This window comes from Caloramator fervidus, from assembly GCF_900108045.1.
Taxonomy (GTDB): Bacteria; Bacillota; Clostridia; order Clostridiales; family Caloramatoraceae; genus Caloramator; species Caloramator fervidus.
The window spans coordinates 1-15,628 of the sequence record NZ_FNUK01000020.1 but is presented as its reverse complement, the minus strand read 5'-3'; the positions used below and the strand labels follow the sequence as shown (position 1 = coordinate 15,628).

Sequence of the window (15,628 nt, the reverse complement as noted above, 5' to 3'; positions counted from 1 at the left end):
TTGAGGTGATTTTATGAGGATAAGGTTTGATATAAATAATGTTATTAATGTTTATAATAAAAATTTAAGCTTAAGTAAGTCCAATAGTGTAAACAAAAAAGAAGATACGATTGAAATATCAAAGGCAGGAAAGGAGATTGCAAAATTTTTAGAGCTTTCTAGGAATATTGAAATAGATGAAGGTAATTCAGAAAAGGTAGAAAGGATAAAAAAGCTTATCAAGGAAGGAAAATATGTTGTTGACGATGAACTTCTTGCAAGAAGCATAATACAGGCTATGAAGGAAAGGGATAAATGATGGAAGCAAAGGATATAATATTTAAACTTTTAGATGTATTAAAGGAATATAATAAACTTCTTGATATAGAAAAGGAAGCGTTGCTTAAGGATGATGGTAAAGCTATTGCAAAGCTTTTAGAAAAAAAAAGGGAGATTGCTTTAGTTTTATCCAGCCTTGAAAAGAAAAGACAGGAGATATTAGGTGAAAAAAGGCTTGATGATTTAGTAAATGAAAAAATTATATCGGAGGATATAGCAAGGAATCTTAAAGAAATTGTAGACATAGTTAAGGAAAAAAATGAAACAAACGCTATTTTAACTAAACAGTCTTTAAGTTATATAAGAATGATGAATAACCTTTTATCTCCTTCTCAAAACGTTGTATATAAAAAATCAGGCAAGGTAGATTCTAGCCCACAGAACAATATATTTAACGCTACAATTTAGGGGGAAAAAATTATGAGTGGACTTTTTAATACATTTAATATAGTAAAACGAGGAATGTTTGCTCAGCAAACAGCCTTAAATGTGGTATCTCATAATGTTGCCAATGCAAATACTGAAGGATACTCCGTTCAAAGGGCAAATTTAAAAACAAGCCAACCCTTTGGGATGCCTTCTTTAACAACTGCTGCAGAGCCTGGCCAAATAGGGACAGGAGTTGAGGTTGCGAGTATTACAAGAACTAGGGATGAATTTTTAGATTACTATATAAGGAAAGAAACTAGCACATTAAAAAGATATGAAACAAGAGAATACTTTTTATCAGAAATAGAGGCAATATTTACGGAACCTTCTGATACAGGAATTGCAACTTTGCTTTCAAATTTTTGGGATGCATGGCAGGGGCTTGCTACAAATCCTGAGAGTTCAACAGCAAGAACACTTGTTATAAGCAATGCAGAGGCATTAGCCCATGGTATAAATCAAACATATATTCAGCTTGAGGACAGAGAAGTTGGAATTGCAGATCTTATACAGCAACAGATATTTGAAGTTTCAAATATTTTAACTCAAATTGCAGATTTAAATGAGCAGATAAAATCTGTTGTTATAGGAGGCAAAATTCCAAACGACCTTTTAGATAGAAGAGACCTTTTGCTTGATAAATTATCTGAGCGTTTTGATTTTGATATAAAAAAGACGGATTATATGGGAATAAAGATATTACCAAAGTTAAACAATGGAGTAGTAGATGAAAATAATCCTATTCTTGTAGATTCAAAGATAAACAAAGGATTAGCCTTTGTAAATGATATTAGCTTAACTGTGGGACAAAACGAAATAAAGAAAAAGGATTTTCCGATTATAGTTAAAAAAGAGGATTTATCAAGCATAAGGTTATATCTTAATATAAATGGTGATATAAATAAACCTGTAGAAATTGAGGTAAGTCAAGATGAGATGAAAAACTTTTTAAATGTAGAAGAGATAAAGGATGAAGAAGGAAATGTAATATCCTATAAAATAAACTTTATAAGTCCACATGTAGTATTTTACGATATTCAAGAATTTAAATCAGGCAATTTAAAAATAGAAGGTGCACCTTTTTACAATGGAAGCTTAAAGGGATTAGATTCTTTGTATTCTGAGATAAACGATTATAAGCTTCAATTAAACAATCTTGCAAGAGCTCTTGCAATTTCAGTAAATACGGTTCATTCGAATTCAACAGATTTAAATGAAGGAGTAAACTTTTTCAACATAGAGGCAGAAACACATCTTAAGGCAGCAAAGGTTATTTCTGTAAATCAAAAACTAAAGGAGGATATATTTTTAATAAATGCAGGAAAGATAATAGATAGGAATTCTAAAGATTATGCAGCTGGAAATGGAGAGAGAGCACTTATAATTGGGCAGTTAAGAAATATAAGAATGGAGATTTTAAAAATAACCTCAAGGGAGGAGTTTTTAAAGAATGTTTATGTAGATAAGGATGGAAAACCTTTAACTTCTGCAAGTTTAAGCGGTCCAAATCTTGCAGATAGAAGTTCTACAAAAATTTTTAGTAACAATTCAGGAACTACTATAGATAACTACTTTAAAGCTACAATTTCCCAGCTTGGGGTATCGAATCAAGAGGCTAAAAGGATGGTTAAAAATCAACAATCCCTTGTTGATCAGCTTGTTATAAGAAGGGAGTCAGTATCAGGCGTTTCATTAGATGAAGAGATGACTAATATGCTTCAATTTCAAAGGGCCTATGAGGCAAATGCCAAGATGATAAGTGTAATAGATGAGCTTTTAGATGTAGTTGTAAACGGTTTAATAAGAAGGTAGGTGATTAGATGAGGATAACTCATAAAGTTTTATCACAAAACTTTTTAGCTAATCTTAGGGTAAATCTTGAAAATATGCAAAAGTATCAAAATCAATTATCTTCAGGTCATGAAGTTCAAAAACCATCTGATGATCCTTTTAAAGTAGCAAGAACTATGGAGCTTAAAGCTTCGATTGCAGCAAATGAAAGATATCATACAAACATTCAAGAGGGGATAGATTGGTTAAATACCATAGATGTTGCTTTAGGACAAATAGGTGATGCTCTTCAAACTGTTCGTGAAAAAACGATTCAAGGAGGAAACGGTGCCTATACAAAGGAGGAGCGTCTTGCAATAGCAAAGCATATAAGACAGCTTAAGGAACACATAATGCAGATTGGAAATACTTCATATGATGGAAGATATGTATTTGGAGGGGATAAGACCACAAATCCTCCCTTTAAAATGGAGGGGGATAAGGTTATATACGTAGGATCAGATAATGGTCTTTATAAGGAAATGGCAAATGGAGTTATAATAGATATATCAGTAAAGGGAAGCTCTTTTGCAAACGAGGCTAAAAATCAAAGTGAAGCAGGTGTATTTAAAACTTTATCAAAAATAATTGAGAAGCTTGAAAACGATGAAGATCCAAGCATGCTTTTAGGAGAGCTTGACGAACATTTTAATGAGATATTAAGATTAAGGGCTGATGCAGGAGCAAGACAAAAAAGGCTTGAAGACATGCTTTCAAAAAATGAAACAGAAACTTTTAACATGACAGAGCTTTTATCAAAGACCTATGATATAGATGTTGCAAAAAAAGTTATGGAATATAAAGTTATGGAATCTGTATATACAGCTTCCTTGCAGACGGGAGCTAAAATACTTCAACCAAGTTTACTAGACTTTTTAAGGTAGGTAGGTTTTTATGATGGTAGATACAAAGTTTTTTGGACAAGTTGAAATAAATGAGGATGAAATTTTATATTTTGAGAAAGGTATTCCTGGGCTTGAAGAATATAAAAGATATGTAATAATAAAGGTTGAGGATAGCAATCTTTATTGTCTTCAAAGTATAGATGAGAAGAATATAGCTCTTTTAACAATAATTCCTTGGGATTATTTTAAGGATTATGAGATAGAGCTTTCTTGTGAAGAGATGAAGGAGCTTGGTATAAACTCCTATGAGGATGTTATGGTTTATAATATTGTAACTGTAAGGGAAGATAAAATAACTGCTAATCTTCTTGCACCTATAGTTTTAAATATAAAAAACAACAAAGCAAAACAAATAATACTAAATGATAAAAAATATAGCCTAAGGCAGGAGATAAAATGCTTGTCTTAACAAGGAAACAAGGGGAATCCATCCTCATAGGGGAAGGAATTGAAATTAAAATAATAGAAGTTTCAAAAAATGAAGTAAAAATAGGCATACAGGCTCCAAGGGATGTAAAGATAGTAAGAAAAGAACTTATATCTGAAATTAAAAATGAAAACTTAGAATCTTTAAGAGGGATAGAGAGGCTTTTAAAGAGGGGGTGAGAAGATGCCAAGCACCTTAAGGATAACAGGACTTGCAACAGGACTTGATGTTGATAACATGGTAAAGCAGCTTATGCAGGCAGAAAAAACAAAGGTTGACAAAGTAAAACAAGATAAGCAGCTTATAGAGTGGAAACAGGAACTTTATAGGGAAATAATAAGTGATTTGATGTCCTTTAAAAATACTTATTTTGATTTTTTAAATAAAGAAAAGTATATTTTATCTTCAAACAATTTAACTCCGTATACAGTTTCAATTGATTCAAATGCTCCTTTAAAGGTTTTGACAACGAGTGATGCTGAAACGGGACAATACGAGATAAGGGTTTTGAGTCTTGCGAAAGGAGCAAGTGTAAGTAAAGTTTTAGCTGATGGAGCTTCTTTAGATACAACGCTTGAAGGGTTAGGAATTAACGCTTCTTTTCTTAAAATAAATTATAATGGAACGGAGAAGGAAATAAATCTAAATTCTTCAATGAAACTTAGGGATTTGATAAATCAAATAAATATACAAACTGGTGGTGCAGTAAAGGCTAGGTTTAGCGAGCTTACTAAAACTTTAACCTTTGAAACTTCAAAAACAGGCGAGAGTTCGTCTATACAGGTAAACTTTTTAGATTCTGATAAGGGTGTTATAGAAGTTTTAGAAGCAACAGGTCAAAATGCAAAAATTCAAATAAAAGCTCCGGGAAACGCAGATTTTGTTGAAGTTTTAAAGGAAACTAATACTTTTACAATAGATGGAATTGTTTATACTTTAAATGGGGTAACGGACACATCGGTGAAGTTTACTGTAAATATAGATTCAAAGCCAGTTATTGATAAAATAAAGGAATTTGTAAATAAATATAATGAGATAATAGATAAAATAAACAAAAAGCTTTCTGAAAAAAGAAACTATTCCTATAAACCATTAACTGAGGATCAGAAGAAGGAATTAAAAGAAGATGAAATAAAAAAGTGGGAAGAAAAAGCAAAGGAAGGGTTATTAAAGGGTGATAGCACCCTTCAGGATATGGTGTTTAACTTAAGACAGGCTTTTTTTGAAAAGGTTGAGGGTGTTGGGATAAGTCTTCAAGAGATAGGGCTTTCTACATCTAGCGATTATACTCAAAAGGGAAAAATTGTAATAGATGAAGCAAAGTTGAAAACAGCTCTTGAAACGAGAGGTCAGGAGGTTATAAATCTTCTTATTAAAACCTCTGATATTGCTTATGATCCAAATAAAACCTATACATCAAGACAGGATAGAAATAAGCAGATAGGTATTTTTCAAAGGATTAAGGACATACTTGAAGATAATATAAGGACAACGAGAAATAGTTCAGGGAAAAAGGGATTTTTACTTGAAAAGGCAGGAATAAAGGGTGATGTTACAGAGGTTAATAGTCTTTTATCAAAGCAGATAAAAGAAAAGGATAGGATAATAAGCGAGCTTGAAAGAAAGCTTTATGAAAAGCAGGAAAAGTATTACAAAGATTTCGCAAAGCTGGAAAGGGCGATGCAAAAATTTAACGATCAAGCGAATTGGCTTTATTCTCAAATAGGAGCGATGAATAAGTAATGGAGGTTTTAAAAGTTTTAAATGAATATAAAAATATTTCAAATGAAGTTCTAAATGCATTAGAAAGTGAAAATTATGATGTTTTAGAGGATTTTTTAAATAAAAGGGAAGAGTTGATTTGTATATTAAATAGTTTTGAAGATGAAAAGCTTTTAAAGGATTTAATTGAGGATTTAGATCTAATAAGTTTAGAAAATAAAATACAAAAAGCCTTTAATGAAAAATATTTAAAGCTAAAGAATGAGTTAAAATCCTTTAATGCAAAAAAGAGTATTTCAAAAACTTATTTTAAAACTCAAAACTTAGATTCATTTTTTTTAAACAAAAAATTTTAAAAATCCCCTAAAGTGTATAAAAAAAACTTCGAAAAATTATAGTAGAGAGGGAAGGGACTCCCTCAAAAAATAAAATCAAGGAGGAGATAGCATGATAATCAATCACAATCTTAATGCAATGAATGCTCACAGACAACTTGGAATTAATAACTTAAATGCTGCAAAATCTATGGAAAAGTTGTCATCAGGTTTAAGAATTAATAGAGCTGGTGATGATGCAGCTGGGCTTGCAATTTCAGAAAAAATGAGAGCACAAATAAGAGGACTTGAAATGGCGACAAGAAATGCACAAGATGGTATATCATTAATTCAAACAGCAGAAGGAGCTTTGCAGGAAACACATGCAATTTTACAAAGAATGAGAGAACTTGCTGTTCAAGCTGCAAATGATACAAATGTTGATGCTGATAGAGCAGAAATTCAAAATGAAATAAATCAGTTGACTTCAGAAATAAATCGTATTGCTAATACGACTGAGTTTAATACTCAAAAATTATTAAATGTAGCAGCTAACACATCATCTCCAGGTTTTACTGCTAATTTACAAGTTGGTGCAAATAATAGTCAAAAGATGCAAATAGAAATAAGGTCTATGACTGCGGAAGCATTAGGAATCGCGTCATCAGCAACAACAATAGCTGTTGGTGCTTCTGTATCAGCATTGATAGGAGCTACAGTAGCTGTGACAAATGCGAGTGTAACAAGTACAGCAGGTGTAACTGATGGAACAAGTACTACTCCAACATTATATGCTCTAGATGTATCAACATATGATAAAGCTACTGCTGCTATCGAAGTATATGATAGAGCTATTAAGACAGTATCAGCTCAAAGATCAAAGCTTGGTGCATTCCAAAATAGATTAGAAAATACAATAAATAACTTATCTAATGCTTCAGAAAACTTGCAAGCAGCAGAATCAAGAATTAGAGATGTAGATATGGCTAAAGAAATGATGAACTTCTCAAAGAATAACATATTAGCTCAGGCTGCTCAGGCTATGCTTGCACAAGCTAATCAGATGCCACAATCAGTTTTACAATTGTTAAGATAATAAAAATTTTTAATTCAACAAATCAGGTAGATCCCTGCTACCTGATTTGTTGTTTATATGAAGTGTAGGAGATGATGAATTGATGAAATTAAGTATATGTATCATGACAAAAAATTCAGAAAGATACATAAAACAGTGTTTGGAAAGTATTAAACCCATTATTAATGTAATTGATTCTGAAATTGTAGTTGTAGATACAGGGTCTACTGATAATACAGTGGAAATAGTTAAAAGTTATACAGATAAAATTTATAGTCATTATTGGAACGATGATTTTTCAGAAATAAAAAATTTATTAATAAGATACGCATCAGGTGAATGGTTATTATTTATTGATAGTGATGAAATTATTGAAAATCCTGAAGAATTAATTAGTTTTTTTGAATTAGGTAAAAGTAGTATGTATAATTCTGCAACTATTAAAATAAAAAATTATTTATTTAAGGATAATGAAGAAATTTTTGTTTTGTCGACAGTTTTGCGCTTATTTAGAAAAGATAAAGATTTTTATTTTAAAGGATCGATACATGAGCAACCTAAATTTAAGCAGCCCGTTTATAGTTTAAATTTATATTTAAAACATTATGGTTATATAAAAAATGATAAAAAATTAATGGAGTATAAGTTTAGAAGGAATGTAAAATTACTTGAAAAAGAACTGTTGAATAGAGAAAGTGATAAAGTATATATATATTATCAATTATCTGTAAGTTATACTATGTATGGTAGATATGAAAAAGCTTTATACTATGCCCAAAAAGCATATGAAGAATCTATAAAAAATAAAATAGATTTGGGTAATAGGATGTATGTGTATTTAAGTTTGATTAAATTGTATTATATTAACCAAAAATATTTAGAAGCTAAAAATATAGCAGAAAAAGCATTAAAGAAAAATGATAAGTATATTGATATTTATTATGTTTTAGCAAACATAAATAAAGCTTTATGTAATTATAATGAAGCAATAAATAATTATTTAACTTATTTAGATTTGTTAAAGTTATATAAAGAAAATAAAATTGATGTTATAAATGATCCTAGTGTAAATCATGAAACGGTTACTTATGAAAAAATGGCTATAGTAGATTTGTGTAGTTTATATTACAAAATAAATGATTATGATAAAGTTATTGAATTTTATAAGAAATTAGATGATATTAATTTGGCTAGTAATATATTTTATGAATTTATATTTTCTTTTATGCAAAAAAATAAAATTAATGATTTGAAAAGTTATTATGATTTAAATATTTTGAGTATAGATTCAACAGAATTGGCAACTAGATTTGAGGTAGCTTTAGAAAAATATTTAGAACATAAAGGTGAAGAGTTTAAAACAGACTTTATATATCAGTTTTCAAATGGAGTATCAAGTTATAGTTTGTTAAATAAGGTTAGAGTAAAAATTTTAAATAATGAGTTTGTGCTTGATAATTCTATAATTGAAAGTTTAAAACATATAGATATAAATAGATTACCAAACTTTTATGGTGATATTATTTATTATATTTTAAAGAGTAAAGTTAATTTATTACAAATTTTTCACGCAATAAAAGAGGATAATCTGTTGCTATACTTAGAGTATTGTAAAGACAAGTATGATGATTTTAATAAATTAGTTTTAGAGTATTTAAAGGATATAGATAGTTATGAAGATTTAACTGAAATTCGAATTTTAAAAACTATGGAAAAATTTTTATTACTGTTTGGTGATCTAACAAATATTGATTATAGATTTATACTAGAAAGATACTTAGTTGATGGAATAAGATATATTACAAGGGTATATAGTCAAGAAGTTATAAATAATGAATTAATAGATGATGTTAAAGATAATGAACATGCGTTTTTAATATATATATATCATGCGATTAATAATAAAGGAGTTAATATAAAAATTAGCATAGCATATTTGAAAAAAGCTTTAAATATATATCCATTAATGAAAATAGTTGTAGAGTATTTGTTAGAAGATTTTCAAAAAATATTAGATGGAGAAAAAAAAGCTTCTAATGATGAACTTGAAAAACTTAAAAAAACATTTAAGGACAATATAAATTTATTATTGGAGGCTGGGAAAATATCGGAAGTTATTATTCTTATAAATGAATATTTAAAAATTATTCCAAATGATATAGAAATGCTTACACTAAAATCTGATTTGCAAATAAGGTTTTAATGAGTAAGGTGGGATTATTATGACTATCCAAATGAATGAATATAAAAAAAAATTAAAGGAAAATGTTAAAATATTGATTGAAAATAATTTTCTAAAAGAAGCAAAGGAAATAATAAGTCAATATGAAAAAATAGTTGAAAATGATATAGAGATTTTTTCCATGAAAGGAGTTATATATTTGTTAGAAGGAGATTTTATAGAAGCTGAAAAAATATTAATTGATGGCCTTTTGATTGATATTACAAATTTTGATTTGTTATATAATATGGCATATTTATATCAGTTAATGGGAAAAAATGAACTTGCTATAGAATTTTATAAACAAGCCCTTATAAATACTAATAATGAATTTTATGTAAATGAGGTATATAATAGGTTAAATGAATTAAGAGTAAAGATAAGCAAAACTAATGTAACTGATAATAAAAAGAGTATTAAATATTATTGTTATGCAAGAAAATTAGAAATAGAAGGTATAAAAAGTGATGCAGCCATATATTATGGCCTGGCATATAAGTATTCTACAAATTTTAAATTGAGGAGCATTTTAGAAAGTTTATATAAAAACGAAAAAGTTTTATATGATATTTTTAATGTTGCTGCAAAATTGTCTAAAAGAAAGTTTATTATATTATCATCTTGTGGGTGGAGTGGTATATATCAGCGAATGCATCATATTGCACGTGCTTTAGCTAAATTTGAACATGAAGTTTTATATGTGACACCGGCTTCAAGAGTAAGTGTTAATGATCCTATAATATCTGCATCTGATTTAACAAAATATTCTTTGAAATATTATAAAGAAGTTGATAATGTTAAAATTTTTACTCCTTTAATAGCGGTATATAATGAAAATGAAATAGCTAGTAATTATGTAGATCTTGTTCAGACATTACTAAATTTATCGGACAACAGTAATAAAGCTGTAATTATAACCTATATGCCATATCAATCTGAAATAATAAAGTTATTAAAAGGTGAATTTATTCATATTTATGAATGTGTAGATGATCATTTAGATTTAGAATATGTTTTTTGGGGCAATAAAAAAGATGTTATTTGGGAACAAGAATTAATGGATAATGCTTATGCTATTACAACAACATCTATAGCATTATTTCTACAACGAAGTATAATTGAAGGTAGAAAGAATGTTTATTTATCTAGAAATGCAGTTAATGAAGGAGATTTTATATGCAATGATGATTTTGAAGAACCTGAAGACTTAAAGAATATACCAAAACCAAGAATAGTATATTCTGGAGCGATATATGATTGGTTTGATAAAGATTTATTTTATGAAGTGGTTAAGTCAAATCCAGACAAATCTTTTGTTATAATAGGTTTTGGTAATGATAAAATATTAAATGAAGAATGTAAAAATTTATATATTTTAGGTCCTAAAAAACACAATGAATTGAAAAAATATTTAAAACATATGGATATTGGTATTATACCTTTTAAAGCAGATATAGATATAGTTATTAATTGTGATGCCATAAAGCATTATGAATATATTGCTAGTGGATTACCAGTAATAACTACATATATGCCAGAGGCGGCAATGGGAAAACCATATACTTTTTTAGTTAATACAAAGCAAGAATTTAATAGGGCGATAGAATCTTGTCTTAAATTAAAGGTTGATAAAAAAAGAATCGAGGAGTTTATATATGAAAATTCGTGGAATGCAAGAGCTGGATTAATATGCAAAATTATAGATAAAGAGATTAGTGAAGATGAAAGGATAAATGAATTGAAAAAAATAGGAGATTTAATAATTGGTGTTACACGTAAATATGATAATGCAATATTTTATACATTAAAAGCAATATATTTAAGTTTACAAGATAATACAAAGTTTGAACAAATTATGCGTCAATTATTTTGTAATAATCGAATTAAATTTATTGAAAAAAACTATATTATTGCTTTGCTAAGAAACAAAAATTTATTAGACTTATATAAAGTCATTAAAAATTCGCATTTTGTAAGAGATGAATTAAAAGAAGAGGTAGAGTATTGTTTAAAGAATAATTTTATTGATAACTTATATGTTCTTGGTAATATAAGTATTAATAACCTTAGAGAAGCTTTAAGACTAACTAAAAATTTAAAGAACAAAGAATTTGGAAAAATATATGAAATTTATATAAATTATCTGTTAGGAAGTAAATTAAATATTAAAGATATAGAGTATAATAATACTAGTATTTTCTCACCGATATTAAATTATATTAAAATAAGTAAAGAAACTACAGAATATTATGAATATTATTTATCAGATTTATTTGATTTAGTCTCTGAATCAGTTATAAATGAATTAATAAAGAATGGAATACAAATAAAAGGAAAAATAAGAGATAAATTAAATAAAATAACAGAAGGCTATACGATCCAAGATATTTTAGAAAAACAAAAATATAAAAAAATAAGGGTTTTAGTTCCATATGATATAAATTATGTTAATCAAATAAAGACATTGGCTCAATATGGATTGAAAGATTGTTATGTATTTTTGGATTCAAATAATCAACTAAAACTAATTTATATTGATGAAAATTTAATGTTACACTTGAAAAACGAAGAATATAAGAGGACGATAACTATTAATAAATTTAATGCCGCAGATGGTAATACTCATGCTTTAATAAAATATATGCCAATTGAGTATAGAAAAAAATATAAAATAAATTTGATAACAGGAAAAGATGTATGGAATATAGAAAATATTGTTAAAGTTCCTTTAATTTCTTTAGTAACTATATCTGGTTTTTCAACTTTCCTCTATTTTTACCCTAAGTTAACATATAATATTGAATTAGGGCATGGTAACGTAATATTAAAGGCATGTGGTTTAATGGATAAAACAGATAAAAATTCAGGAGGAAATCCTAAAATATATGAAAATGTTGATTATGTTTGTGTTTCATCACATTTTAATATGATTCAGTTAAGTTCATTTTATGCTATACCTGAAAATAAATTTAGAATTACAGGTTCTCCTAGGACAGATTTACTTATATTGGAAGATGCAAGAAGTAATTTAGAAAGATTATTGGGATTGAAGTTAAAGAATAAAAAGGTAATTTTTAATTTACCTACGTTCCACATTTTTGAAGCTGTTAATAGAATAGAAGGTTTACCAGAAATTAATGATGCTATTAAATTGCCACATTTTGATTATGAACTATTTGATGAATTTCTTGAAAAAAATGATTTAATTTGTGTATCTAAAGTTCATCATGGTGAAGAAGTAAAAATTACTGAAAAAGTAAAGTATAGAAAATTTAAAAATATATACTTTTTCAATAATGAAGATTTAGAGAGATTTAATATTAATTTATATGAAATACTAGGAGCTGGAGATATATTAATTACAGATTATTCAAGTGTATATGGTGATTATTTATTTATGAATAAACCTATTATTTTTGTGAATTATGATATAGAAGAATATAGAAAAAATAGAGGGTTAGCTTTGGAACCGTATGATTTTTGGACAGCGGGCCCCAAAGTTTCAAATCAAAATGATTTGCATAAAGAAATAATAAATTATATAAATAATCCTAATTATTATAAAGAAGAGCGTGAAAAATTCCAAAAATTATTTTTTAAATATATAGATGATAGGTCTACAGATAGAGTATGGAAAATGATAGATGAAATTTTTGAAAAGATCATTACTTAGGATTGCATATTTTTTACTTTTATATTGTTATGTCGATAGAAGTAGGCAAATTTTTTATGATTCTATGTCAATAGTTGGGGTGGGCAAATTATTCAGATGCCTGCCCTTACTAATTTTCAAGAGATTTTTGCGTAAATTAGATTAAGGCAATAATTTTTAAATATGTGGTTACCTACAACAATGGAGAATTCGGTTTCTAAATCTTTTAAAGTTCCTAAATCCAAAGGCATTTCTCTTAATTACTTTAATTTTGTTGTTAAATCCTTTAATACATCCATTTGTATAAGGAACATCAAAGGAATTAATTATTTCTTTAAACCATCTGTTTAAAGTATTAGTCCAAGAAATATATTCTTTAATTCCATTTTTTCTATATAAATCAATCCATTCCTTTAAAAACTCCCTTGCTTCGGAAAAAGATTTGGCATTAGAGATTTTGTAAAAACGTTCTTTTAAAAAGTGAGCTTGTCTTAATTCATCGCTATAAAGAAGCATAATATAAAGATTCGTATTTAGTAAGGATAAGTTTTTTGCTTCTTTTGTAGTAGCGTCTATAGCGCATAAAGTGGAATTTATCTATGATGATAGTGGTATTCTTAAAGAAAGCTTTAACAATTTCAACATAAGGCTTCCACATGTCGATGATTACATACTTAACTTTATCTCTGTTTTTAATTTTTCTAAAGTAGCTGGAAAGAACATGAAGGTTTTTATCTTTAATGATGTCAATTATCTTGTGATTAACTGGATCAACAATAATGCAATAATAATCAGAGTTTCCTGAATTTCCTTTGAATTCATCGATAGAAATAACTTCAGGAAGTGAATCATGTGTAGAATAGCTAACCATATCGAAAATACGCTTAACAGTATGGGAAATACATTAGCTTTAGAAGCAATAGATTATATACTGTTAATACAAGAAAGTTCACTGATTATGTATGCAAATAGTCTATTAGTAATTCTATGATACTTAGAGAGAAAATCTAAATTTTCAAAGAAAGGTTTACTGCAAGATTTACAAACATATCTACGTTTTTTAAGGATAATGAAAGTTTTTTGCCTTGAATAGGAGTATCTTTAATTTGTCGAGTTCTGTAGTTATGGACTTTAGAAGTAATAGATTCATATTTAGGGCAAATATGAGGTTTCTTTTTAGTTTCAGTATAAATTTCGATGCGATCATCGCTATTTACAATATTTTTTATTGAAACATCTTTTAAATTGAATAAATTATTGATAAAATTATACTTAAGCACTTTATCAGATGCCTCTTTTCTAAGGTTTTTTTGTGGATTTTAATAATATTTTAGCAAAGCTGGCATCTGAATAAAGTGTTTTTTGTATTTAAAGAAGAAAAAATGTTGAGGTTTATTCACCATCCCAACATTTATTATAAAACCAAATTATTCATGCCTGCCTTTTTTAGTATTTTCAATAAGGTGTTTTTCACTAAAGTTTTTATATTTAATTTCCGATAAAAAAATTAGAATACATAAGGGGTGGGAAGGATGGAGGTTCAAAAGGTTAACTTTAATAGCAATGTTAATTATCAAATAAAGCAGGTAGAAATGAATAATTTAAAGATGAATAAACAAAATAATGAAAATATTGAGCCTATATATAGCAAAAAAGAAGTTGAAAAGGCGGTTGAGGTTGCTAATAAGTTTTTGAAGGCTTCAACGCATCTTAAGTTTGAAATACATGAAAAAACTAATGATGTTATAGTAAAGATAATAAGGGATGATACAGGTGAAGTTTTAAAGGAAATTCCACCAAAAAAAATACTTGATATGGTAGCAAGTATGATGGAAGTTTTTGGACTCTTTATAGATGAAAAGATATAGGGGGAAGCCTATGGGTATAAATCCTATTACTCTTGATAAAATAGATCCTCTTGTGATAAAGCAGATTGAGACAAAAATAGTAGATAAAATAGTTCATGAAGTAAAAAGTGGGGAATTAAAAAGGGATAATAAAAAAGGCTTTGATGAAGAAAAGCAAAGAAGGGCCTGTGAAGGTTTTGCTGCTGTTTTACAAAAATATAAGATTAAGCTTGAATATAAATTAGAAAAAAATAAGGTAAAGATAAAGTTAAAGGATAAAGATGGAAAAATAATTATTGAGGCTGAGGTTGATGATGTTGAAGATCTTTTAGAATCTTTTAATAAAATAACAGGGAAAATAATTGACTTAAGAGGGTGATATAATGATAAATTCAAGTGCAGTAAATGTTTATCAGCAAAACAGTGTTTTTACGGCTTCTAAAGAAAAGCTTCTTTTGATGCTTTATGATGGTCTTGTAAGATTTATAAAGCTTGCTATAGCTGGAATAGAGGAAAAGGATATTAAAAAGGCCCATGAGAATTTTGTAAAGGCCCAAAATATTATATTAGAATTTATGGCAACGCTGAATATGGAGGTTGGAGGAGAGATAGCTAAGTCTTTGATGCTCTTATATGATTATATGTATAGAAGACTTGTTGAGGCTAATGTTAAAAAGGATAAGCAAATAGCAGAAGAAGTTTTAGGATTTGCAGTTGAACTTAAAGAAACCTTCGAAGAGGCTTATAAAAAAATTAAAAAGTAAAAGTATAGCCCTATTTCAAGGGCTTTTATTTTTGGTTCTATGTCAATAGTTGGGGTGGGCAAATTATTCAGATGCCCGCCCTTGCTAATTTCCAAGGAGTTTTTATGTAATTGAGATTAATTTA

General features: G+C 28.0%; 17 protein-coding genes. 14 read left to right on the top strand and 3 right to left on the bottom strand.

Annotation, left to right across the window (positions count from 1 at the left end):
* The first annotated feature begins 13 nt into the window (after positions 1-13).
* From C4R78_RS07395 to C4R78_RS07345, 11 genes are all read left to right on the top strand, one after another.
* A complete protein-coding gene (locus tag C4R78_RS07395) occupies positions 14-298 on the top strand; it encodes a flagellar biosynthesis anti-sigma factor FlgM (protein WP_103896441.1) in 285 nt (94 codons plus the stop codon).
* Entirely contained in the window at positions 295-726 is a 432-nt protein-coding gene (locus C4R78_RS07390; RefSeq protein ID WP_103896440.1) for a flagellar protein FlgN, read from the top strand. Before C4R78_RS07395 ends, C4R78_RS07390 begins: the two co-directional genes overlap by 4 nt.
* Positions 727-738: 12 nt before the next feature.
* Positions 739-2,559 carry a flagellar hook-associated protein FlgK gene (flgK, locus tag C4R78_RS07385; protein ID WP_103896439.1) on the top strand — a complete coding sequence of 607 codons (1,821 nt, stop codon included), beginning with the start codon at positions 739-741 and terminating at the stop codon, positions 2,557-2,559.
* Between the two features lie 8 nt (positions 2,560-2,567).
* Entirely contained in the window at positions 2,568-3,461 is an 894-nt protein-coding gene (gene flgL / locus C4R78_RS07380) for a flagellar hook-associated protein FlgL (RefSeq protein WP_103896438.1), read from the top strand.
* Positions 3,462-3,471: 10 nt separating this feature from the next.
* Positions 3,472-3,891, top strand: a complete 420-nt coding sequence (gene fliW, locus C4R78_RS07375) for a flagellar assembly protein FliW (protein ID WP_103896437.1) — start codon at positions 3,472-3,474, stop codon at positions 3,889-3,891.
* Complete coding sequence (gene csrA / locus C4R78_RS07370) at positions 3,879-4,088, top strand: carbon storage regulator CsrA (protein WP_103896436.1); 210 nt, start codon at positions 3,879-3,881, stop codon at positions 4,086-4,088. The genes fliW and csrA overlap by 13 nt, the downstream gene beginning before the upstream one ends.
* Before the next feature lie 4 nt (positions 4,089-4,092).
* Complete coding sequence (gene fliD, locus C4R78_RS07365) at positions 4,093-5,652, top strand: flagellar filament capping protein FliD (RefSeq protein ID WP_103896435.1); 1,560 nt, start codon at positions 4,093-4,095, stop codon at positions 5,650-5,652.
* Positions 5,652-5,987, top strand: coding sequence for a flagellar protein FliT (gene fliT, locus C4R78_RS07360; RefSeq protein ID WP_103896434.1), 336 nt, complete (start codon positions 5,652-5,654; stop codon positions 5,985-5,987). The genes fliD and fliT overlap by 1 nt, the downstream gene beginning before the upstream one ends.
* A 91-nt stretch (positions 5,988-6,078) precedes the next feature.
* Positions 6,079-7,041 carry a flagellin Hag gene (gene hag, locus C4R78_RS07355; RefSeq protein WP_103896433.1) on the top strand — a complete coding sequence of 321 codons (963 nt, stop codon included), beginning with the start codon at positions 6,079-6,081 and terminating at the stop codon, positions 7,039-7,041.
* A gap of 82 nt (positions 7,042-7,123) precedes the next feature.
* On the top strand, positions 7,124-9,223 hold the full coding sequence (locus tag C4R78_RS07350) for a glycosyltransferase (RefSeq protein WP_242971212.1): 2,100 nt from the start codon (positions 7,124-7,126) through the stop codon (positions 9,221-9,223).
* A gap of 19 nt (positions 9,224-9,242) precedes the next feature.
* Positions 9,243-12,914, top strand: coding sequence for a CDP-glycerol glycerophosphotransferase family protein (locus tag C4R78_RS07345; RefSeq protein WP_103896431.1), 3,672 nt, complete (start codon positions 9,243-9,245; stop codon positions 12,912-12,914).
* 168 nt (positions 12,915-13,082) lie between these two features.
* On the opposite strand, the gene C4R78_RS09680 is transcribed toward C4R78_RS07345, so the two are convergent.
* The 3 genes from C4R78_RS09680 to C4R78_RS09490 form a co-directional block, all read right to left on the bottom strand.
* Complete coding sequence (locus C4R78_RS09680; protein WP_207654284.1) at positions 13,083-13,409, bottom strand: transposase; 327 nt, start codon at positions 13,407-13,409, stop codon at positions 13,083-13,085.
* A complete protein-coding gene (locus C4R78_RS09725; RefSeq protein WP_207654283.1) occupies positions 13,396-13,764 on the bottom strand; it encodes a transposase in 369 nt (122 codons plus the stop codon). Before C4R78_RS09725 ends, C4R78_RS09680 begins: the two co-directional genes overlap by 14 nt.
* 136 nt (positions 13,765-13,900) lie before the next feature.
* The gene (locus C4R78_RS09490) at positions 13,901-14,173 is read right to left on the bottom strand and encodes a hypothetical protein (protein ID WP_207654282.1); all 273 of its coding nucleotides are present in this window, start codon (positions 14,171-14,173) and stop codon (positions 13,901-13,903) included.
* A 252-nt stretch (positions 14,174-14,425) separates the two neighbouring features.
* Between C4R78_RS09490 and C4R78_RS07335 the strand changes: the two genes are divergently transcribed.
* Genes C4R78_RS07335 through fliS form a run of 3 tightly spaced genes read left to right on the top strand, consistent with a single transcriptional unit; the run spans position 14,426 to position 15,504 of the window.
* Positions 14,426-14,761, top strand: coding sequence for a flagellar protein FlaG (locus C4R78_RS07335; RefSeq protein WP_103896430.1), 336 nt, complete (start codon positions 14,426-14,428; stop codon positions 14,759-14,761).
* A 10-nt stretch (positions 14,762-14,771) separates the two neighbouring features.
* Positions 14,772-15,119, top strand: coding sequence for a hypothetical protein (locus tag C4R78_RS07330; RefSeq protein ID WP_103896429.1), 348 nt, complete (start codon positions 14,772-14,774; stop codon positions 15,117-15,119).
* Between the two features lie 4 nt (positions 15,120-15,123).
* Positions 15,124-15,504: a flagellar export chaperone FliS gene (gene fliS, locus C4R78_RS07325; RefSeq protein WP_103896428.1), complete on the top strand. Its 381-nt coding sequence runs from the start codon at positions 15,124-15,126 to the stop codon at positions 15,502-15,504.
* Positions 15,505-15,628: the final 124 nt, after the last annotated feature.

Bases quoted from the DNA above. Each gene is read 5' to 3' on its own strand.
- C4R78_RS07350 (WP_242971212.1), top strand. From the start codon at position 7,124: ATGAAATTAAGTATATGTATCATGACAAAAAATTCAGAAAGATACATA.
- C4R78_RS09725 (WP_207654283.1), bottom strand. From the start codon at position 13,764: ATGGTTAGCTATTCTACACATGATTCACTTCCTGAAGTTATTTCTATC.
- C4R78_RS07330 (WP_103896429.1), top strand. From the start codon at position 14,772: ATGGGTATAAATCCTATTACTCTTGATAAAATAGATCCTCTTGTGATA.
- fliT (WP_103896434.1), top strand. From the start codon at position 5,652: ATGGAGGTTTTAAAAGTTTTAAATGAATATAAAAATATTTCAAATGAA.
- flgL (WP_103896438.1), top strand. From the start codon at position 2,568: ATGAGGATAACTCATAAAGTTTTATCACAAAACTTTTTAGCTAATCTT.
- fliW (WP_103896437.1), top strand. From the start codon at position 3,472: ATGATGGTAGATACAAAGTTTTTTGGACAAGTTGAAATAAATGAGGAT.
- C4R78_RS07395 (WP_103896441.1), top strand. From the start codon at position 14: ATGAGGATAAGGTTTGATATAAATAATGTTATTAATGTTTATAATAAA.
- fliD (WP_103896435.1), top strand. From the start codon at position 4,093: ATGCCAAGCACCTTAAGGATAACAGGACTTGCAACAGGACTTGATGTT.
- C4R78_RS09680 (WP_207654284.1), bottom strand. From the start codon at position 13,409: ATGCTTCTTTATAGCGATGAATTAAGACAAGCTCACTTTTTAAAAGAA.
- csrA (WP_103896436.1), top strand. From the start codon at position 3,879: ATGCTTGTCTTAACAAGGAAACAAGGGGAATCCATCCTCATAGGGGAA.
- fliS (WP_103896428.1), top strand. From the start codon at position 15,124: ATGATAAATTCAAGTGCAGTAAATGTTTATCAGCAAAACAGTGTTTTT.
- C4R78_RS07345 (WP_103896431.1), top strand. From the start codon at position 9,243: ATGACTATCCAAATGAATGAATATAAAAAAAAATTAAAGGAAAATGTT.
- hag (WP_103896433.1), top strand. From the start codon at position 6,079: ATGATAATCAATCACAATCTTAATGCAATGAATGCTCACAGACAACTT.
- C4R78_RS07335 (WP_103896430.1), top strand. From the start codon at position 14,426: ATGGAGGTTCAAAAGGTTAACTTTAATAGCAATGTTAATTATCAAATA.
- C4R78_RS07390 (WP_103896440.1), top strand. From the start codon at position 295: ATGATGGAAGCAAAGGATATAATATTTAAACTTTTAGATGTATTAAAG.
- flgK (WP_103896439.1), top strand. From the start codon at position 739: ATGAGTGGACTTTTTAATACATTTAATATAGTAAAACGAGGAATGTTT.